The organism is Crossiella sp. CA198 (assembly GCF_052078295.1).
Classification (GTDB): domain Bacteria; phylum Actinomycetota; class Actinomycetes; order Mycobacteriales; family Pseudonocardiaceae; genus Crossiella.
On record NZ_JBQJIM010000005.1, the window covers coordinates 374,916 to 394,513 of the forward strand.

At 71.2% G+C, this 19,598-nt stretch carries 21 protein-coding genes; 6 read left to right on the forward strand and 15 right to left on the reverse strand.

Annotated features, from left to right (window positions below):
* Positions 1–90: 90 nt before the first annotated feature.
* The 9 genes from ACTOWY_RS10890 to ACTOWY_RS10930 all read right to left on the reverse strand — a co-directional run bounded on the left by ACTOWY_RS10890 (position 91) and on the right by ACTOWY_RS10930 (position 7,879).
* Entirely contained in the window at positions 91–1,266 is a 1,176-nt protein-coding gene (locus ACTOWY_RS10890) for a pyridoxal phosphate-dependent aminotransferase (RefSeq protein ID WP_441309474.1), read from the reverse strand.
* A 20-nt stretch (positions 1,267–1,286) separates the two neighbouring features.
* The gene (locus tag ACTOWY_RS10895; RefSeq protein WP_441309475.1) at positions 1,287–2,402 is read right to left on the reverse strand and encodes a WXG100 family type VII secretion target; all 1,116 of its coding nucleotides are present in this window, start codon (positions 2,400–2,402) and stop codon (positions 1,287–1,289) included.
* Positions 2,399–2,701, reverse strand: coding sequence for a hypothetical protein (locus ACTOWY_RS10900; protein ID WP_441309476.1), 303 nt, complete (start codon positions 2,699–2,701; stop codon positions 2,399–2,401). Before ACTOWY_RS10900 ends, ACTOWY_RS10895 begins: the two co-directional genes overlap by 4 nt.
* A gap of 18 nt (positions 2,702–2,719) precedes the next feature.
* On the reverse strand, positions 2,720–3,967 hold the full coding sequence (gene purD / locus ACTOWY_RS10905; protein ID WP_441309477.1) for a phosphoribosylamine--glycine ligase: 1,248 nt from the start codon (positions 3,965–3,967) through the stop codon (positions 2,720–2,722).
* 11 nt (positions 3,968–3,978) lie between these two features.
* Positions 3,979–5,148, reverse strand: coding sequence for a glycoside hydrolase family 76 protein (locus ACTOWY_RS10910; RefSeq protein ID WP_441309478.1), 1,170 nt, complete (start codon positions 5,146–5,148; stop codon positions 3,979–3,981).
* A 63-nt stretch (positions 5,149–5,211) separates the two neighbouring features.
* On the reverse strand, positions 5,212–5,862 hold the full coding sequence (locus tag ACTOWY_RS10915) for a TrmH family RNA methyltransferase (protein ID WP_441309479.1): 651 nt from the start codon (positions 5,860–5,862) through the stop codon (positions 5,212–5,214).
* Positions 5,863–5,867: 5 nt separating this feature from the next.
* Entirely contained in the window at positions 5,868–6,431 is a 564-nt protein-coding gene (gene pyrE, locus ACTOWY_RS10920; protein WP_441309480.1) for an orotate phosphoribosyltransferase, read from the reverse strand.
* Positions 6,428–7,093, reverse strand: coding sequence for a hypothetical protein (locus ACTOWY_RS10925; RefSeq protein WP_441309481.1), 666 nt, complete (start codon positions 7,091–7,093; stop codon positions 6,428–6,430). The genes pyrE and ACTOWY_RS10925 overlap by 4 nt, the downstream gene beginning before the upstream one ends.
* Positions 7,094–7,099: 6 nt before the next feature.
* Positions 7,100–7,879, reverse strand: coding sequence for an SDR family NAD(P)-dependent oxidoreductase (locus ACTOWY_RS10930; protein WP_441309482.1), 780 nt, complete (start codon positions 7,877–7,879; stop codon positions 7,100–7,102).
* A gap of 106 nt (positions 7,880–7,985) precedes the next feature.
* On the opposite strand from ACTOWY_RS10930, the gene ACTOWY_RS10935 reads away from it, so the two are divergent.
* From ACTOWY_RS10935 to ACTOWY_RS10950, 4 genes are all read left to right on the forward strand, one after another.
* Positions 7,986–8,519 carry a hypothetical protein gene (locus ACTOWY_RS10935; protein ID WP_441309483.1) on the forward strand — a complete coding sequence of 178 codons (534 nt, stop codon included), beginning with the start codon at positions 7,986–7,988 and terminating at the stop codon, positions 8,517–8,519.
* A gap of 117 nt (positions 8,520–8,636) precedes the next feature.
* Positions 8,637–9,158: a hypothetical protein gene (locus ACTOWY_RS10940; RefSeq protein ID WP_441309484.1), complete on the forward strand. Its 522-nt coding sequence runs from the start codon at positions 8,637–8,639 to the stop codon at positions 9,156–9,158.
* 35 nt (positions 9,159–9,193) lie between these two features.
* Complete coding sequence (locus tag ACTOWY_RS10945; protein ID WP_441309485.1) at positions 9,194–9,718, forward strand: hypothetical protein; 525 nt, start codon at positions 9,194–9,196, stop codon at positions 9,716–9,718.
* On the forward strand, positions 9,715–10,272 hold the full coding sequence (locus ACTOWY_RS10950) for a hypothetical protein (protein WP_441309486.1): 558 nt from the start codon (positions 9,715–9,717) through the stop codon (positions 10,270–10,272). Before ACTOWY_RS10945 ends, ACTOWY_RS10950 begins: the two co-directional genes overlap by 4 nt.
* Before the next feature lies 1 nt (position 10,273).
* Here the strand turns inward: ACTOWY_RS10950 and ACTOWY_RS10955 are convergent, their stop codons facing one another.
* Together ACTOWY_RS10955 and clpB are read right to left on the reverse strand one after the other, a co-directional pair.
* Positions 10,274–10,975 carry a hypothetical protein gene (locus ACTOWY_RS10955; protein ID WP_185000829.1) on the reverse strand — a complete coding sequence of 234 codons (702 nt, stop codon included), beginning with the start codon at positions 10,973–10,975 and terminating at the stop codon, positions 10,274–10,276.
* A gap of 133 nt (positions 10,976–11,108) precedes the next feature.
* On the reverse strand, positions 11,109–13,691 hold the full coding sequence (gene clpB, locus ACTOWY_RS10960) for an ATP-dependent chaperone ClpB (RefSeq protein ID WP_441309487.1): 2,583 nt from the start codon (positions 13,689–13,691) through the stop codon (positions 11,109–11,111).
* A 115-nt stretch (positions 13,692–13,806) separates the two neighbouring features.
* Between clpB and ACTOWY_RS10965 the strand changes: the two genes are divergently transcribed.
* Positions 13,807–14,403: a histidine phosphatase family protein gene (locus ACTOWY_RS10965; RefSeq protein ID WP_441309488.1), complete on the forward strand. Its 597-nt coding sequence runs from the start codon at positions 13,807–13,809 to the stop codon at positions 14,401–14,403.
* A 60-nt stretch (positions 14,404–14,463) separates the two neighbouring features.
* On the opposite strand, the gene ACTOWY_RS10970 is transcribed toward ACTOWY_RS10965, so the two are convergent.
* The 4 genes from ACTOWY_RS10970 to ACTOWY_RS10985 form a co-directional block, all read right to left on the reverse strand.
* Positions 14,464–16,104 (reverse strand): MDR family MFS transporter, encoded by a 1,641-nt coding sequence (locus tag ACTOWY_RS10970; protein ID WP_441309489.1) that lies wholly within the window; start codon positions 16,102–16,104, stop codon positions 14,464–14,466.
* Between the two features lie 65 nt (positions 16,105–16,169).
* Positions 16,170–16,571: a MarR family winged helix-turn-helix transcriptional regulator gene (locus ACTOWY_RS10975; protein ID WP_441309490.1), complete on the reverse strand. Its 402-nt coding sequence runs from the start codon at positions 16,569–16,571 to the stop codon at positions 16,170–16,172.
* Positions 16,572–16,681: 110 nt separating this feature from the next.
* A complete protein-coding gene (locus ACTOWY_RS10980) occupies positions 16,682–17,161 on the reverse strand; it encodes a MarR family winged helix-turn-helix transcriptional regulator (protein ID WP_441309491.1) in 480 nt (159 codons plus the stop codon).
* A 58-nt stretch (positions 17,162–17,219) separates the two neighbouring features.
* On the reverse strand, positions 17,220–17,915 hold the full coding sequence (locus tag ACTOWY_RS10985) for a pyridoxamine 5'-phosphate oxidase family protein (RefSeq protein ID WP_441309492.1): 696 nt from the start codon (positions 17,913–17,915) through the stop codon (positions 17,220–17,222).
* A gap of 575 nt (positions 17,916–18,490) precedes the next feature.
* Here ACTOWY_RS10985 and ACTOWY_RS10990 point away from each other — a divergent pair.
* Complete coding sequence (locus ACTOWY_RS10990; protein WP_441309539.1) at positions 18,491–19,594, forward strand: FAD-binding oxidoreductase; 1,104 nt, start codon at positions 18,491–18,493, stop codon at positions 19,592–19,594.
* Positions 19,595–19,598: the final 4 nt, after the last annotated feature.

Here is a 19,598-nt window from a genome sequence, read left to right on the forward strand (position 1 = left end):
TTCTGGACGGTGAGGGAAGGACGTCCCGACGCTAGGCGCGGGTTTTCCGCGGCTGCCGCCCCGTTGGTCGGGTATCGGCTATGCCCCGGGTCACAGCGTGGGCAGCCAGCTCCCGATGCGCGCCACGGCCTCGGTGATGGTCGCGGTGGCCGAGGCGAAGGAGAGCCGGACGAACCGGTTGCCGTGCACCGGGTCGAAGTCGATGCCCGGCACCACCGCGACCCCGGTGTCGGCCAGCAGTTTCCGGCAGAAGCCCATCGAGTCCTCGGTGAGGTGGCCGATGTCGGCGTAGACGTAGAAGGCGCCGTCGGCCGGGGCCACCCGGTCGATGCCCAGTCCGGCCAGTCCGGCCAGCAGCAGGTCCCGGTTGGTGCGGTAGCGCAGCACGTGCGCGTCCGCCTCGGCGTAGGACTCCTGGGTGAAGGCGGCCACCGCGGCGTACTGGGACAACGCGGGCGGGCACAGGGTGAAGTTGCCGGTCAGGCAGTCCACCGCGCGACGCAGTCCGGCGGGCAGCAGCAGCCAGCCCAGCCGCCAGCCGGTCATCGCGAAGTACTTGGAGAAGCTGTTGGCCACGATCGCTTCCCGCGAGGTCTGCCAGGCGCAGCCGAGTGGCTGGCCGTAGCTGATGCCGTGGTAGATCTCATCGCTGACCAGCCGCACCCCGTTGGCCGCGCACCACTGCGCGATCCGGGCCAGCTCGGCCGGGTCCAGTCCGGTGCCGGTGGGGTTGGCCGGACTGGCCACGATCAGCCCCTTGATCGGCTGGTCCAGGGATTCCAGCAGCTCCACGGTTGGCTGGAACCGGGTCTCGTGCTCACACGGCAACTCGACCACCTCGCAGCCCAGCGCGCGCAGGATGTTGCGGTAGGCCGGATACCCGGGCCTGGTCAGCGCGACCCGGTCACCGGGATCGAAGGCGGCCAGGAAGGCCAGCAGGAACCCGCCGGAGGACCCGGTGGTGACCACCACGTCCTCCGGGCTGACGTCCAGGTCGTAGGTGCGCCCGTAGTGCCCGGCGATGGCACTGCGCAGCTCCAGGATGCCGAGCTGCTCGGTGTAGCCCAGGGTCTGCTTGGCCAGCGCCTCGGCCGCGGCCGCGCGCACCGGCGCGGGCGCGGGGCTGGACGGCTGCCCGGCGGCGAGGGAGAGCACGTCACCGCGTTCGCGTTGCCGCCTGGCCGCCGCGGAGACCACGTCCATGACGTGGAACGGCGGGATGTCGGCGCGGGCGGCGACGGAGAACAGCGAGGTCGGCTGGGCCATGGCCGCAGCCTAAACAGCGCCTAGTAACCCCGGTAACCCGATCCGGTTTTCACGCCGACCACTCCCGGCACGTTCGAGACCGAGCCGTAGCGCTCCACCGAGTACCGGATGCCCGCGATGATGTTGTCCACCGGGTTCCAGATGTCCTTGTGGCCTGGCACTGACCAGCGGTCGAAGGTCGGGTCGATGGTCTGCATGAGGCCCTTGGACGGGGTGCCCTTGGCCGCGTTGGAGTCCCAGTTGTTGATCGCCTGCGGGTTGCCGCCGGACTCCTTCTGGATGATCATCCAGATGTCGTTGGGGTTCATCTTGTCCACCGGGTAGCCCTGGGCCTTGAGGATCTCGATGGCCTGGTTGATCCACTCGGCCACCTGGCCCTGTGGCGCGGGCCCGCCGCCGGGCGGTGGTCCGCCGCTGGGGCCAAGGCCACCACCGCCGCCTCCGCCGGTGCTGCCACCCCCGCCGCTGGAACCGGACCCGCCGCCGCTCTCCCGCGGTCGTTCGGCCGGTCGGTCTTCCTTCTTCGGCTCGGGGCTGGGCTGCCAGTCGACCTTCTTGCCCGGTGCGGGCGCGAAGGGCTGGCCGTCGGGGGCGTCGAGCTTGGCGAACTTGGGTTCGGCGGACCGGCCGCGCAGGGCGCCGAGTGCGCCGCGCAGGGCGGATTCGGCCTCGGTGACCTTGGGCTGGGCGTCGGCGATGGCCTCCTTGACGAAGCCCTCGATCACCGGCCGCACGTCCTCATCCGGCTGGTTCCGGTTCTGCTGTTTGAAGGTGCGCACCCGGCTGAGCAGGTTCTCGCAGATGGTGTTCACCGACTGCTCGGCGCCGGAGAGGGCGTCCGCGGCGGCCCGGAGGTCGCCTGCGGCCTGGGTGAGGGTGGTCTGCGCGGCGGTGGCCGCGGTGTCGAACTTGCCCATGTAGCCGACGAAGCCGTCCGCGGAGCTGCCCTGCCAGGCGGCGTCCAGACTGGTCACCGACTTGCGCACCGCGCCGGCGCACTCGCCAGCCTTGCCCGCGGCCTCGGTCCACCGGGTGGCGACCGCGCGGATGGCCTCCGGATCGCCGTTGACCTTGTCGCAGATCTCGGCGAGGGCCTGGCCGCCGGGCAGGCCGGCGACCGCGTCCCTGGCGCTCACCGGCGCACCCCGTCGGCGTTGGCGCGCTCGGTGTCCGCCACCGTGCGCGCCACCGCGTCCAGCGCCCGGTCGATCTTGCCGAGCAGCGTCTCGGCCGCGTTGAAGTCCTCGTTCATCGACTTGTCCAGGGCGTCCAGGGCCTGGGCGAACGCGCCGGAGTCGGCGAGTTTGCCGAACATGGCCGCGTTGCTCGCCGCCTTGGGGAAGCCGTCGCCGACCGCGCCGAACTGACCGGCCTGGCCTGCCACCGTGGTGCGGCAGCCCTCCAGCGCCTCCCGGTTGAACTTGACCATCCCCACAGTGGGGAGGGTAGGACGTCAGCGGGCTCCCTGGGCTGCCTTCAGGGCAATGTCCGTTCGGTGGTGTGAACCGGTGAGGTGCACCCCGTCCACCCGCCGGTACGCCTCGGCGCGCGCGGCGTCCAGGTCGTCCCCGGTGCCGACCACGGACAGCACCCGGCCGCCCGCGGAGACCACCGCGCCGTCGTCGCGGCGGCGGGTGCCCGCGTGCAGCACGCCCTCGGCGTCCGCGCCGGTGATCACGTCGCCGGTACGCGGCAGGCTCGGATAGCCCTCGGCCGCGACCACCACGGTGACCGCGGCGCCCTCGGCCCAGTCCAGCTCGGCCTGCTCGTCCAGCCCGCCCTCGGCCACCGCGAGCAGCAGACCGGCCAGCGGGGTGCGCAGCAAGGCCAGCACGGCCTGGGTCTCCGGGTCGCCGAAGCGGCAGTTGAACTCGATCACCGACGGGCCCTCGGAGGTGACCGCCAGGCCCGCGTAGAGCACGCCCTGGAACGGGGTGCCGCGCTTGGCCAGCTCGTCCACCACCGGCTGGGCCACCGTGGCCACGATGGTCTCGACCAGGTCGGGGGCGGCCCAGGGCAGCGGGGCGTAGGCGCCCATGCCACCGGTGTTCGGGCCGCTGTCGTTGTCGCCGACCCGCTTGAAGTCCTGGGCCGGCAGCAGCGCGCGCACGGTGCGGCCGTCGGTGAGGCAGAACAGCGACACCTCTGGACCGTCCAGGAAGGACTCCAGCAGCACCGGGTGGCCGCCGTCGAGCAGCTTCATCGCGTGCGCGCGGGCCGCGTCCAGGTCCCTGGTGACCACCACGCCCTTGCCCGCGGCCAGCCCGTCGTCCTTGACCACCCAGGTCGGGCCGAACCGGGCCAGCGCGGCGTCCAGCCGGGCCGGGTTGTCCACGATCTCGCTGTGCGCGGTCGGCACACCCGCGGCGGCCATGACCTCCTTGGCGAAGGCCTTGGAGCCCTCGATCCGGGCGGCTTCCTTCGACGGCCCGAAGCAGGGGATGCCCGCGGCACGCACCGCGTCGGCCACCCCGGCCACCAGCGGGGCCTCCGGGCCGACCACGACCAGGTCGGCCTTCCACTCCGCGGCCAGCGCGGTCACCGCGGCCGGGCTGGTCGCCTCCACGCCGTAGTTCTCCGCGACCGCGGCGGTGCCCGCGTTGCCGGGGGCGCAGGCCAGCGCGGTCACCCCGGGATCACGGGACAGGCCAAGCAGCAGGGCGTGCTCTCGGGCACCGGAACCAATCACCAGGACGCGCACGGAGCGGCAGTTTAGAGGGTGCGGGGGCGGCGGGCGGAGCCGCGGTCGTCGCTGTGTTTGCCTTTATGGCCAGCCCGCTCCAGCAGCGCCGCCGACTCCAGCGCCAGCCAGCCCGCGAGCTGCACGGACAGCTCCCGCTCGGCCCGCGGTCCCGGCGCGGGGGCCTCCCCGGCCACCGGGCGTTCAGTGGGTGAGATGGCCGGGACCGTCCACTCCGGACCGAACAGCGGGCCGCCCCTGGCCACCGCCCGGTTGCGCCAGGCCGCCTCGGCCGAGGCGAAGACCACCCGCGCGGCCAGCACCGCCGCCGGATCGTCGCGCAGGGCCAGCGCGGCCGAAGCCAGGTTGCGGGACAGGATGCCCAGCGCCGGACCGGGTTCGTGACCGCGCAGCACGTCGTCGGCGTCGGCCAGCCGGTCGGCCACCGCGGTGACCACCCCGGCGGCGGCCTCCGGCCAGCCGCGTTCGCCGGTGCTGACCGCCAGCCGGGCGCAGGCGCCGAGCAGATAGGCGTTGCCGGTCACCGAGATCGCCCGGTCCAGCGCGCCGGGGCCGCCGTCTGGGGCCACGCTCAGGCCGGTGACCACCAGACCGTCGTCGAGCAGGTGCTGCCGCATCCAGTCCACTGTGGACCGGGCCCGGTGCAGATCGGCCTTCTCCCCGCCCTCGGTGGCCAGCTGGGCGAACAGCAGCGCGGCCGCGCCGTTGGCAGGCGCGCCCTTGCGCCCGGCCGGTTCGTCCGACCACAGGCCGCCGCCTGCGTGATCGCTCCAGCTCTCCCGCAGCCTGCGCAGGGCCAGCCGGGCCAGCGCGGGCCGGGCGGGTGCCGCGGCCCGGCTGTGCGCGCGGTGCAGGGCCAGCGCGAGCGCGGCCAGTTCGGCGTTGCCCAGCTGTTTCGGCCGCGCCCGCAGCCCGCGGATCAGCCCGGTCAGCCGGGCCTGCCGATCGGCGGTCGGCGCGCGCAGCCAGGCGTCCACCGCGCAGTCCAGCAGGGTGGCCCGCCACGGCGAGCGCCGCGGCGGCCGTAACCGGCTCGCGGGCCAGACATCGAGTTCGCGCAGGCGGCCGGTCAGCAGGCCGCGGCGCAGCTGGCGGGCGCAGACCGCGCGTTCGGCCACCGCCGCCCGCGCCGCCCACAGCTCGGGCCGGTCATCGCCCCGGCCGCTCCGCCTGCCACTCATCCGCCCATGGTCCGGGCCGCCTGGGACGGATCGGCGCAACCGCCACCCGACGCACCGGGAATCTCACCAGGCCGTGTCCAGATCCGCGTGCGCCCGCACCCAGGCGTGCATGACGATGCCCGCGGCCACGCCTGCGTTGATCGAGCGGGTGGAGCCGAACTGGGCGATCGACACGGTCAGCTCGGCCGCCCGCGCCGCCGCCGGGGTGAGCCCCGGCCCCTCCTGCCCGAACAGCAGCACGCAGTCCCTGGGCAGGGTCACCGTCTCCAGCCGGGCCGCGCCAGGGGTGTTGTCCACCCCGACCACCACCAGGCCCTGCTCACGAGCGTGCGCCGCCAGCGCGGCGATGTCCTCGTGGTGGTGCACGTGCTGGTACCGGTCGGTGACCATGGCGCCGCGCCGGTTCCATCGTTTGCGCCCGACGATGTGCACCGCGCGGGCGGCGAAGGCGTTGGCGGTGCGCACCACGGTGCCGATGTTGTGGTCGTGCTGGAAGTTCTCGATGGCCACGTGGAAGCCGTGCCGCCGGGTGTCCAGGTCGGCCACGATCGCCTCCCGCCGCCAGTACCGGTAGGCGTCCACCACGTTGCGGCGGTCGCCCTCGGCGAGCAGCTCGGGGTCCAACCGCGGATCATCAGGGGCCGGACCCGCCCACGGACCCACCCCGACCTGCTCGGCGCCCCATTCGGTTGGGCCAGGTTCGTCGACGAACACCGTGGTCAGAGCCCCAGGTCTGCCAGGTCGAGCAGGTAGCGGTAGGGCAGCCCCTCGGCTTCGATCGCCTCCCGCGCGCCGGTGCCCCGGTCCACCACGGTGGCCACGCCGATGACCTCGGCGCCGACCTCGCGCAGGGTGGTCACCGCGGTCAGCACGCTGCCGCCGGTGGTGGAGGTGTCCTCCACCGCGAGCACCCGCTTGCCGACCACGTCCGGGCCCTCGACCGAGCGCTGCAGGCCGTGTGCCTTCTGCGCCTTGCGCACCACGAAGGAGTCCACCGTGCGCAGCGCGGGATCGGCGGCGCTGGCGTGCATCATCGCGGTGGCCACCGGGTCCGCGCCCAGGGTGAGTCCGCCGACGGCGGCGTAGTCCCAGTCCGCGGTGAGCTGGGCGAGCAGGCGGCCGATCAGCGGTGCGGCCGCGTGGTGCAGGGTGGCCCGCCGCAGGTCGACGTAGTAGTCGGCCTGTTTGCCGGAGGACAGCGTCACCTTGCCGTGCACCACGGCCAGTTCACGCACGAGAGCGGCCAGCTCGGCCTTGGCCTGGGGGTTGATCTGGGAGGTCACGAAGGGTCAGCTAAGCACATCAGCTCACCGGCGTACTCGGCGAGCCACCGCACCGCGGGCAGCTCGAACCGCCCCGGCCACCACAGCACCAGATCACCTGGCCCCCAGCGCAGGCTGACCTCGCGGGCGTGCGGATGGTGCAGCAGCCAGTGCCGCAGCCGCGGGTTGAGCAGGTGCCCGACGAACTCGGGCACCTGGCACTCGACGAAGAAGTCGTCGTCGAAGGCCGGATCGCCGGTGGGCTGACGCCGGGTGCCGAACAACCGCAGCAGCCCCTGCCCGGCCCGGCGCTGGACCAGGGTCAGCTCGGGCGCCGGTGCCCGCAGCGGCAGGGCGAGCACCACGAAGTCGATGGTGGACTGGGCATCGTGCACCTGCTGGCTGACCTGGGCGCGGAAGGCCACCAGCGGCAGCCCCCGGTGCGTCCCGGTGATCGACTCACCGCTGGGCAGTCCCGGTCCGAACGGCGAGTTCCGCACGGTGAACCGGTCCCGCAGCACCTTGGGCGGGGTCCAGCCGTGCTGCCAGCCGAGCTGGGCGGCGGCCACGGTCAGCGCGGCCTGCCGCGCCCGCTCCCGGCGATGCGCCCACACCAGCAGGACCGGCACCCCGATCGCCACCGCGGCCACGAAGACCAGCACCAGCACCAGCAGGAAGGCCATCGCGGATCAGGTGCGGCCGCGGCCCCCGCCGACGCGGGAGGCCAGTCTGCGGAGCAGGGTGCGCGGCAGGAACTTGGTGATCGCGACCAGCGCCTTGTACTGGAGGCTGGGCACCGAGACGATCTTGCCGGCGCGCAGGTCGGCCAGGCTGTCGTGCACCAGGCGGTCGGCGTCGAGCCAGAAGAAGCCCGGCGTGCCGGACATGTCGATCTGCGCCCGCTGGTGGAACTCGGTGCGCACGAAGCCGGGGCACAGCGCCATGACCTTGACCCCGGTGCCTGCCAGGCTCATCGCCAGGCCCTCGGACAGCAGGGTCACGTAACTCTTGCCCGCGCTGTAGGTGGAGCCGCGGCCGGGGAAGAACCCGGCCACGCTGGACACGTTGATCACCGCGCCACTGCCGCGCTCGCGCATGCCCGGCAGCACCGCGTGGGTCAGCCGCAGCACGCTGGTCACGTTGACCTCGTGCTGGTGCAGCAGCTCTTCCGGGCTGTTCTCCAGGAAGTCCCGGCCGGTGCCCAGACCGGCGTTGTTGACCAGCAGGTCGATCGGCGCGGCGGTGTCCCGCAGCCGCGCCTCCACCGCCGCGCGCTGCCCGGGGTCGGCCAGATCGGCGACCAGCACCTCGGCCTTGATCCCGTGCCGCGCGGTGAGCTGATCAGCGAGTTCACCCAGCCGGGTGGCATTGCGCGCGACCAGCACCAGATCGTGCCCCTCCGCGGCCAGGCGGCGGGCAAAGGCCGCGCCAATCCCTGCGGTGGGCCCGGTAACTAGCGCGATCGGCATAACAAGCAACCTACCGGGCTGCACTCGGCGTAGAGAACTGGTAACGAAGTGGATATAACGGGACGAAGTCACCCGTGTAGGTGATCAAGCACTCGGGGGGACGTGCATGCGAACGACCATCACAGCGCTGGTGATCGTCTCAATCGGCTTGCTGGGCGGCTGCGGACTCACTCTGCCCGCGCCGCCGACACCGACCACCCAGTCCACCTCGACCATCCCGCCGATCCCGAGCTTCGGCGGCCGGTTCGCCTGGCCGAGCGGCCTGGAGATCACCCTCGGCGCGGCCACCCCGCACACCCTGTCCGAACAGGCCCGCGGGCTGTACCCGAACATCGGCCGGGTGATGGCCTTCGCGGTCACCCTGGTCAACCGCACCGACCGCCCGGTCAAGCCGGCGATCATGGTCTTCTCCGCCCGCCGCACCGGGGTGCCCGATCCGGAGGCCGCCAAGGCGCCCAGCATCCGCGACCAGGCGGCCAACATCGGCATCGGCCTGGACACGCCCGACCTGGCGCCGGGCCAGACCTTCCAGGGCACGGTCGCCTTCGGCCTGCCGGAACAGCCAGGGCCGCTGCGCGTGGAGGTGTCCCCTGACCTGGTCGGGGCGCAGCCGAGGGCGGTCTTCGAAGGCACCGCCTGAGCCGTCAAGACCCGGCAGGGAGGTCTGCCCGTTAGGGCCGAATAAGGTGACCAGGAAGTTGATCAGCGGGACAATGACAGCCGGGGGGCGATCATTGTTGATCGAGGGGGACACACCATGAAGCGTGCGGCATTCGCCACCGCTGTCTGCGGCCTGACGCTGGGCGCGACCGGCTGCCTGCCCGCACTGCCGGAGCAGCATGGTTCGACCGGGCAGTACACCGCGACCGTGCCGCGCACCGCGCAGTTCGGGCAGCGCTACAGCTGGGCCGACGGCGTGTCCGTTGAGTTCTCCCGCCCCACCCCGCTGCGCTCGCCGCTGATCGGCCCCGGCCGCCGCGGCGTACAGCTCACCATGACCGTCAGCAACGGCGGCAGCGCGCCGCTGCGGCTGCCGATGACCAAGCTGGACGGCACCTTCTCCGAACGCGGCACCGGCCGGATCGTGGACGCCGAACCGCTGGTGGACAAGGTCGGCAAGATCGGCATCAGCCCGGATGCGGCGGAACTGCCCGTCGGCCGCACCATCCACTGGCAGGTCGGCTTCTCCGTCAGCGAGTCGGCCGGGACCCTGCTGGTCGCGGCCTCGCCCGACCAGGGCGCGAAGTACCAGGACGTCACCTTCGCCGGCGAGGTCTGACCGGCAATTCGGGCGCAGCTCTGGGGGAGATCAACTTGCGCGCAATTTCCATCGTTGTAATCGGCACCCTGCTACTCGGTTCGGCGGGCTGCACGCTCATCCCGGTGCCGGTCCCGGTGCTGCCGAGCGGCCTGCCAGGGCCCAGCTCCACGGCGGCGCGGACGGGCAAGTTCGGCGAGGCGGTGGAGACCCCGGGCAAGGTGAAGATCGAGTTCGCCAAACCGGAGCCGTACCAGCTGGACCAGACCCTCGACGAGGACGACCGCAAGCACGCCCGCTGGGTGCTGCTCGTCGCGACCATCACCAACAACACCAGCAAGACCCTCACCGACCTCTTCATCAGCCGCTCCGGCTCCTTCACCGAGAACGGCGGCAAGGAAGTCGTCGAGGTGAGCGCGGTGACCGCGTCGGACACCACGATCAGCGTGCCGGACCTGCCGCCAGGCAAGCTGACCAAGGTCCGGCTCGCCTTCGGGCTCGGCGCGAAACCGGGTCTGCTCCGGCTGGACGTACGGAACCTGGCCGGGGGCGCCCAGGTCTACTTCGAGGGGGAGGTGTGAGCACCCGGCGCGGCACACTGCCGCTGGGCCTGGCCGTGCTCGCCCTGGCCGCCTGCACCCCGGAACCGCCACCCGAACCATCGGCGCCCGCACCGGCCACCAGCATGGTGGTCCGCTTCGCCAACCCGCCCGGCACCGCCTTCGACGCCGAGGTGACGCTGGCCGCGGGCTACCGGCTGACCGTCTCCACGCCCCGGCCGATCCCGACGGCCGAGCTGCCCGAGGACGCCCGGCGTCCCGGCAAACGCGCAGTGGTGTTCACCGTGACCGTGGTCAACACCAGCCCGGCGCCGCAGCCCTTCCCGGATCCGACCTTCAGCGGCTCGTTCGCCGCGCACGACTCGGCCGAGGTGGTCAGCGCGACCGGCCAGCCCACCGAAGAGTTGACCAAGCTGCGCGACGAGGACAAACCGGTCCCCGCCGGTGGCACGGTGCGGGTGGACCAGTGGCTGCTGGTGCCCGACCGGCCAGGCGTGCTCCAGCTCAAGGGGCTCACCCGCGGCGCCAAGGACGGCGCCGGCTACGAGAAGTTCGCCTACGAGGGCGAGGTCTGAGTCAGTGCGGGGTGTGCTGGGTGCCGTCGGCTGAGGGCGCCGCGGTGTCGTCGGCGGCGTCCACGTCGAACGGGTCGACGAAGTCGGCCACCTCGCCCAGATCGCTGAGCAGCCGCTCCAGCCGGGCCGGGTCGGCGTTGGGCGGGGCGGCGGCCAGCACCCAGGAGCCCTCCAGCCAGACCACCATGATGTCGTCGCCGATCTCGTCGATGGTGTCGACGAAATCCGGCGTGATCAGCGGGTGCACGATGGCCATGTCAGTGGTGAAGCCGTAGCGGTTGCCCACCGGGCCGTACAGGTCCAGCTCGGCCTCGCGTTCGCGGGCGAACGGGACGCTGGGCTCCCACAGCTCCAGGATGGTGGGCACGGTGCGGCGCATCCGGACCGCGGCGATCACCATCGTCACCTTGTTCGACTGCTGGTGATCAAGCACCTGCACCAGGCGGCGGCCGTCGGCGGTGAACATCGAGCCGGTCACCACGTCGACCGCGACGCCCTGCTTGGAATAGGCGAGCCCGCCGTGTTTCCACTGGGTGAGCAGCACCTGGTCCTCATCGGTGAACCGCCAGCCGCGCAAGGCGGCCCAGCGACGGCGCTCCCGATTGCGCGCTGTGCGTTGCGCCCGGTCCGTGCCCAGCAAGACCGCGCCGGCGATGGCCGCCAGCACGGCCACCGAGAACCAGATCCACGCAGGTATGCCCACAGTCGCAGCCTAGCGGTGCGAGCCGTCATAGCCGAGATCACATTCGGTCCAGTAGGCACCAATTGGCCCTGAAGTCGGACCCGGAACGGCGTAGCCCACCCGTCTGGCGGAGTGGGCCACGCCGATTCCCGCCTTATGCCTTGGCAACATCCAGGCCGGAATTGTCGTCCCGGACATCGACCATGACCTTGTCCCCGTCGGTGATCTCCCCGGCCAGCAGCTTGCGGGCGAGCTGATCACCGATCGCCGAGGACACCAGCCGCCGCAATGGCCGCGCGCCGTAGACCGGGTCGAAGCCCTGCAGGGCCAGCCAGCCCTTCGCCGATTCGGTGACTTCCAGAACGAGTCGCCGCTCGGCGAGTCGCCGGGCCAGCCTGCGCACCTGGATGTCCACAATGGAGGTCAGTTCCTCGGTGGCCAGCGCGTGGAAGACCACCACGTCGTCCAGCCGGTTGAGGAACTCCGGCTTGAAGTGCCGCTGCACCACCGCGAGCACCGCGTCCTTGCGGGCCAGCTCGGACATGGTGGCGTCCGCGATCACCTGCGAGCCGAGGTTGGAGGTGAGCACCAGGATGGTGTTGCGGAAGTCCACCGTGCGGCCCTGGCCGTCGGTGAGCCTGCCGTCGTCGAGCACCTGGAGCAGCACGTCGAAGACGTCCGGGTGCGCCTTCTCCACCTCATCCAGCAGCACCACGCTGTACGGCCGCCGCCGGACCGCCTCGGTGAGCTGACCGCCCTGGTCGTAGCCGACGTACCCGGGCGGCGCGCCGACCAGGCGGGCGACGGTGTGCTTGTCGCCGTACTCGCTCATGTCGACGCGGATCATGGCCCGCTCGTCGTCGAAGAGGAACTCCGCGAGGGCCTTGGCCAGCTCGGTCTTGCCGACGCCGGTGGGGCCAAGGAACAGGAACGAGCCGGTCGGGCGGTCCGGGTCGGCGACCCCGGCCCTGGCCCGGCGCACCGCGTCGGAGACCACCCGGACCGCCTCGGCCTGGCCGACCACCCTGGCCCCGATGGCCTCTTCCATCCGCAGCAGCTTGGCGGTCTCGCCTTCGAGCAGCCTGCCTGCCGGGATGCCGGTCCAGGCGGAGACCACATCGGCGACATCGTCCGCGGTGACCTCCTCCTTGAGCATGGCCTGCTTGTCCTCGGTGACCGCGGTGGCCGCCTCCAGCTCCTTCTCCAGCGCCGGGATCCGGCCGTAGCGCAGTTCGGCGGCCCGACCCAGATCGCTGTCCCGTTCGGCCCGCTCGGACTCCCCGCGCAGCTGCTCCAGCTGTTCCTTCAGCTCCCGGATGCGGTCGATCGCGCCCTTCTCGCCCTTCCAGCGCACGGTCAGCTCGGCGAGCTGCTCGCGCCGGTCGGCCAGTTCGGCGCGCAGCGTGGCCAGCCGGTGCCTGGACCCGGCATCGTCCTCTTTGGACAGCGCCATCTCCTCGATCTCCAGCCGCCGCACCGCCCGCTCGACCTCGTCCAGCTCCACCGGCCGGGAGTCGATCTCCATCCGCAGCCGGGAGGCGGCCTCGTCGACCAGGTCGATGGCCTTGTCCGGCAGGAAGCGCGCGGTGATGTAGCGGTCGGACAGGGTGGCCGCGGCGACCAGCGCGCCGTCGGTGATCCGCACGCCGTGGTGGACCTCGTAGCGTTCCTTGAGCCCGCGCAGGATGCCGATCGCGTCGGCCACACTGGGCTCGCCGACCAGCACCTGCTGGAACCGCCGCTCCAGTGCAGGGTCCTTCTCGATGTGCTTGCGGTACTCATCCAGCGTGGTCGCGCCGACCAGCCGCAGCTCACCGCGGGCCAGCATCGGCTTGATCATGTTGCCCGCGTCCATCGCGCCCTCGCCGGTGGCGCCCGCGCCGACGATGGTGTGCAGCTCGTCGATGAAGGTGACCACCTGGCCGGCGGAGTCGGTGATCTCCTTCAGCACGGCCTTGAGCCGCTCCTCGAACTCACCGCGGAACTTCGCGCCCGCCACCATCGCGCCCAGGTCCAGGGAGACCACTCGCTTGCCGCGCAAGGATTCCGGCACATCGCCTGCCACGATCCGCTGGGCAAGGCCCTCCACGATCGCGGTCTTGCCCACGCCCGGCTCGCCGATGAGCACCGGGTTGTTCTTGGTGCGCCGGGACAGCACCTGCACCACCCGGCGGATCTCCGCGTCCCGGCCGACCACCGGATCCAGCTCGCCCTTGCGGGCGCGCTCGGTCAGGTCGACGCCGTACTTCTCCAGCGCCTGGTAGGTGCTCTCCGGATCGGCGCTGGTCACCCTGCCCGAACCGCGCACCTTGTCGAATGCCTCGCGCAGCGCCTCGGCACTCGCGCCGTGGCGGCGCAGCAGATCGGCCACCTTGCCGCCCTCGGCGGCCAGGCCGACCAGCAGGTGCTCGGTGGAGACGAACTCGTCGTTCATCTCGGTGGCCAGCTGCTGGGCATGGGTGAGCACCCGCAGGCTCTCCCGGGAGAACTGCGGGGCGGAGACCGTCGCGCCGGTGGCGGACGGGAGTTGCTGGGCCAGCCGGTCCAGTTCGGGCCGCACCCTGGCGACATCCGCGCCAACCGCGGCCAGCAGCGGCGCCGCGAGGCCGTCGGCCTGCGCCAGCAGCGCGCCCAGCAGGTGCACCGGCCCGACATCGGGATTTCCGGCCACCCCGGCGGCCTGCACCGCCGACGTGATCGCCTGCTGGGTCTTCGTGGTCGGGTTGAAAGCGTCCATCCCTCACCTCATCGGCACGTTCGTCCAGTCACAGGGATAACGTCAGAAAAGTTGAGCGTGTTCCGCTCAACTCCACTTTTGACAACCGAGATCCGGGCCACACGTCCCACAAGATATGGCGAACCGACTGCTGTACCTCCTCCGGCACGGCGAGGCGGCCGAGGACGACTCGCTCACCGAGCTTGGCCGCAGGCAGGCCCGGCTCACCGCGGCCCGGCTGGCGGAGGTGTCCTTCGCCGCGGTGCACCACAGCACCACGACCAGGGCGGTGCAGACGGTCAAGGTGCTCGCCGAGGTGCTGCGGGATATCCCGCACTACCCCTCTGACCTGCTGCGGGAGTGCGTGCCGAGCATCCCGGAGCACCGGTTCCTGACCCCGGCCCAGGCCGGGTTCTTCACCGGGTTGTCGCCGGGGGTGCTGGCGGATGAGGGGCCGGGACAGGCCGCGGCGGCGCTGGCCCGCTACGCCGGGACGGCCGAGGAGGACCGGCGGGAACTGGTGGTCACGCACGGGAACCTGATCCGGCACTTCGTGGCCGCGGCCCTGGGCGCGCCCAGCCATGCCTGGCTGAACCTGGCCGACTACAACTGCGGGCTCTCGGTGATCCTCTACCGGCCGGAGCGGCCGAGCGTCGTGGTGGTCTACAACGACGTCGGCCATCTGCCGCCGGAACTCCGCGGCACCGAGTTCCCGGCCGAGCTGCGGGTGTGAACAGCGGGAAAACGGCGGGTTATTTGTCCACAGGTGGCTCATCCCCAGCTCAGAGCGGTTTTACACAGGGTTGTCCACAGCCTTGTCCACCGTCCGTCGGCAGCCCTCCACAACCTGGGCAAACCTGCCCCCAACTGCACTGATGGGCCGCGAAGGCGTCAACAGCCTGTCCACCGGCGGGACGCGGTTATCCACAGCTTCCCCAGGGTTGTCCACAGGTTTGGGGGTGGCTGTGTGTTCACCTGTGGAGCCTGGCGTGTTGTTGCGCAGCGGGACTTCCTTGATCAGCGCGATCGAGACCAGGGCGACCAGGGCGAGTGCGGCGGCGATCAGGAAGACCAGGCCGCTGGCATCGCCCTGGGCGTCCCGGACCGGCTCGCCGTGCCCGACCAGCTGGCCGACCCGGCCGGCCAGCACCGCGCCGAGCACCGAGACCCCGGCCGCGCCGCCGAGCGAGCGGAAGAACATCACCGAGGAGCTGGCCGCGCCGAGGTCGGTGGCCTGCACCGCGTTCTGCACCGCGAGCACCAGGTTCTGCATGGTCAGGCCCATGCCGATGCCGACGATCAACAGGTAGCCCGCGAGCAGCCAGACCGGGCTGGTGTGCGTGATGGTGGCCAGCAGGGCGAGCCCGGCGAAGAGCGCGATCGCGCCGGTGACCAGGTAGATCTTCCACCGGCCGGTCTTGGTGATCCGGCGGCCGGACCAGGTCGAGGTGAGCACGTAGCCCAGGGCCAGCGGCATGCCGAGCAGTCCGGCCACGGTCGGGCTGAAGCCGCGGGCCTGCTGGAAGTACTGGCCGATGAACACCGAGGCGCCGAACATCGCGGTGCCGATGCCCAGGCTGGCCAGCACGGACAGCAGCACGGTGCGGTCCCGGAACAGCCGGGGCGGCACCACCGGCTCGGCCGCCCTGGACTCCACGAACACCGCGAGTCCGAGCGCGAGCACCGCGCCCAGCAGGTAGAGCCCGCTGGTCGGGGAGATCCAGCCGAAGTCCTTGCCCGCGAAGGAGACCCACAGCATCAGCAGGCTGACCCCGCCGATGATCAGGGTGGCGCCCAGCCAGTCGATCCGGACCTTGCGGCGCAGCACCGGCAGGTGCAGCGTCTTGTGGATGACCACCATCGCGGCCAGGGCCAGCGGCACGACCAGGAAGAAGCAGTAGCGCCAGCCCAGCCACGGGGTGTCCACGATGAACCCGCCGACCAGCGGTCCGCTGACTGTGGCCACCGCGATCACCGCACCGGTGTAGCCGGCGTAGCGGCCGCGTTCGCGCGGGCTGACCATGGCCGCGATGACCACCTGGGCCAGTGCCTGCAGGCCGCCGACGCCCAGGCCCTGCACCGCGCGGTAGGCGATCAGCTCGGGCATGGAGGTGGCGATCCCGGCCAGGATCGAGCCGAGGGCGAAGAGCCCGATGGCCACCTGGTAGAGCAGTTTCTTGCTGAGCAGGTCGGCGAGTTTGCCCCAGATCGGGGTGGTCGCGGTGGCGGCCAGCAGGGTCGCGGTGACCACCCAGGTGTACTGACCCTGGCTGCCGTGCAGGTCCTTGAGGATGCTGGGCAGCGCGTTGGCCACGATGGTGGAGCTGAGGATGGCCACCAGCAGGGAGAGCAGCAGGCCGGTCAGCGCCCGCAGGATCTCCCGGTGCGACATCGGCGCCAGCGCCTCGGGATCCCGGGGTTCGGGCGGGCTCACCCGGTGGCCGCCACCCGCTTCGGACTCAGTCCGCCACGCAGGTCGCAGGTCAGCCGTTCGATCAGTCAGCTCGCCCTGGCGAGATCCTCGTCCGTCCAGTCCGACAGCGCGCTCCGCATCCACTCGATCTGCTCCTGTTTCCACTGCTCGATCAGCGTGATCCCGGCCGGGGTCGCGCTGAGCAACATGGCCCGCCCGTCCTCCGGCGAGATCCGGCGTTCCACCAGACCGGCGCGTTGCAGCTGGGCCACCTGCCTGCTCACCACGGAGGGATCGACCGCGCGTTCCTGGGCGATCTCGCCGGAGCGGCGCGGTCCGTTGACCACCAGCTCGGCCAGCAGGCCGACCGCGGCGAGGTGCAGCTCGCGCTCGTCCCGCCAGACCCGGTGCGCGACCGCGTGCCGGATCTGGACCAGGTTCTTCACCTGCCGGAGCAGTTCGAAGACGGAATCGGGTCGTGGGTCCACGTTGACCACCCCCATGGTTGCCTGACGCAACTATATCTCGTTAGTTGCAGATAGCAACCTTTTTACGGTCGGTAGCCGCTGAGGTCTCGATCACACCTTCGTGGAGTGGGTCAGAGATCCTGGTTGAGCCTGCCGAGCAGACCCGACAGCGATTCGAGGTCGCCGGTGCTCCAGGTGCGGAAGTGCTGACGCAGTTTGCCGCGCCGTTCGTGCCGCACCTCGGAGAGGCGCTGGCGGCCGGAAGCGGTCAGCTGGACCAGCCGGGCCCGCCCGTCATGCGGGTCGGCCACCCGCTCCACCAGCTCCAGCCGGTGCAGCTGGGCGATCTGCCTGCTCAGCGTGGACTTGTCCAGGCCGAGCTGTTCGACCAGGTCAGTGGCGCGCACCGACTCGCGGTCATCGATCAGCAGCAGCAGCGCGTAGGCCGCGGAGTCCAGCTCGGGGTGGATCCGGGCGGCCAGGGACATCGACATGCTCCTGGACCGGCGCATCAGCAGGGCCAGCTCACGCTCCACCGCCTCGGCCGCCGTCCGGCGCACCGGGTCGTCGCTGTCTCCGGAGACCTGCTTGCCAGGGTCGACCAATGTCACAGCGCTCCCGTACGTACAGCCTGCCCCCAGAACCAGGACATACCGTACCCAGTGCAGGTCAAGACCCGGTGGAGTCCCGCCACGGCTTCGGCATCGCCTTGGCCTCGAAGTAGTCGCCGCCCTTGCGCTTGACGTCGTCGGTGCCCCAGTCCCGGTCCCGCAGCACCGGCACCATCCGCGGGATGTGCTTGCGGCAGTGCACGTAGGCCTCCTCGACCTCGACCACCACCCAGCGTTCCGGGGTGCGCCCGCGCTCGAAGTCCGCGGGCAGCCGCGGGTGCTCGGTCCGCAGGTCGGCGTCATCGACGATCCGGGCCCGCCCGTTGACGTGCAGACCGATCACGTCATCCACGAAGTCGATCATCATCAGGCCGACGTGCGGGTTCTCACTGATGTTGCCGAGACTGGCCAGCACCCCATTGCCCCGGTACTCCGGGTAAGCGACGTGCTTGTCATCCAGCACCTGGATGAACCCGCGCGGCCCAGCACGCAGTGAAGAATCACACTCTCCGTGACCATCGGCGGTGGCCACAAACAGCATTTCCATTCGCCCGACGAACTCGGTCATCACCGGATTGAGGTGATCCAGCACCTGATCCGAGTAGAACCGGGCCGCCCTGGACTCGGTGCCGAAGGCACGCTGCAACAGGTGCTCGCCGCGGGATCCGGGCAGGCCGGCGGGGGCGGGCGGCAGTGGATCGGCCGGGCCGGAGAGGCCGCGCGGGGGCAGTTCGATCCGCCTGGTGGTCTCCATGCCGAGGCTCAGTTGCTGTGCAGGCCGGGCGATGACCCGGGTGGGGGCATCCAGTTGGCGGGTACGCGCGGCTGAAGTGTCGTTACCGCTCGTCGCGCTGCGAGCGGAATCCGCAGATTCCTCGACTGGCACACTGGACGTGACGGCCTGCTGCCGTGTGTGATCACCGGGTACGACCGCCGCCACCTCGGTGACACGGGCCGGTGAATCGGACAGCTCCAGTAGCAACAAGTCAGGATCGGCAGTGCCGGTCGGGACCGGAGTGTCGGGCATCACGGTGCCCACCGTGTCACGAGGAGGTGTGGTCACGCACATCGCCCTGCCAACGGTAGCCCGTTGCGCGGAGCACATGTACACACGCAGTAAGCAAATTGCACTCGAACGTGGCATCAAGGCTCCGATGACCCGAGGGAGGGGTTAATGTCCAACTCTGTCGGGGGATGCTGGTCACCATCGGTGCGTCGGATGGGCGTGCCGAACAACGTGGAGAAGACTGCGCCCGGACTATGACCGCGAACGCCGTGCTCAACCCGACCCAGCCCCCGCACCGGGAACCTCCGCCAGGGGTCACCGCGATGGTGCGCCTGATCCGCGAGAGCTTCGCGGTGATCGAGCCGCGCGCCGAGGAAGTCGCCCAGTTCTTCTACGGGATGCTCTTCAGCCTCGCACCGACCACCCGTGAGCTGTTCCCGGCCAATATGGAGGTGCAGCGCAGCCGCTTGCTGCGCGCCCTCGTCCACGTCGTGCAGATGGTGGACCGCCCAGACGATCTGGTGCCCTTCCTCAAGCAACTCGGCCGCGACCACCGCAAGTTCGGTGTGGTCTCGGTGCACTACGAGGCGGTGGGCACCGCGCTGCTCGCCGCGATCAAGCGGTTCGCCGGCGACGCCTGGACGCCCCCGGTGGAACGTGCCTGGGCCGAGGCTTACACGATCATGGCCCAGACCATGCTCGAGTCGGCGGCCACCGACGACAATCCGGCGTTCTGGACCGCCAGCGTGATCGAGCACCAGCGGCTGAGCTGGGACCTGGCCGTGGTCCGGCTCAAGCCCGACCACCCGGTGCCCTACCGCGCCGGGCAGTACCTGAGCGTGGAGACCCCGCAGCGCCCCCGGCTCTGGCGCTACTTCTCCCCGGCCAACGCGCCCAGCCCGGACGGCGTGATGGAGTTCCACATCCGCGCGGTGACCAACGGCTGGGTGAGCCGGTCCGTGGTGGGCCACACCCAGATCGGCGATACCTGGCGGGTCGGCCCGCCAATGGGCCGGATGGGCATCGACCGCACCAGCAAGCGGGACATCCTGATGGTGGCCGGCGGCACCGGCATCGCGCCGATGCGGGCGATGCTGGACGAGATGGCCGCCTACGGGGAGAACCCGAAGGTGCACCTGTTCTACGGCGGCCGGGCCCGCGGCGACCTGTACGACCTGGACACCGTGCAGCGGCTGGCCATGGGCAACCCGTGGCTGACCGTGGTGCCGGTGCTGGAATCCGATCCCGGCGCCCGCGGCGTGGAACACGGCACCCTGGCCGATGTGGTCACCCGCTACGGCGCCTGGAACGACCGGGACGTGCTGGTGTGCGGTTCCCCGGCGATGATCAGGGCCACCGTGTCCCGGATGCTGGTGGCCGGCACGCCGCTGGACCGGATCCGGTACGACCCGTTCACGCTGGACTGACGCC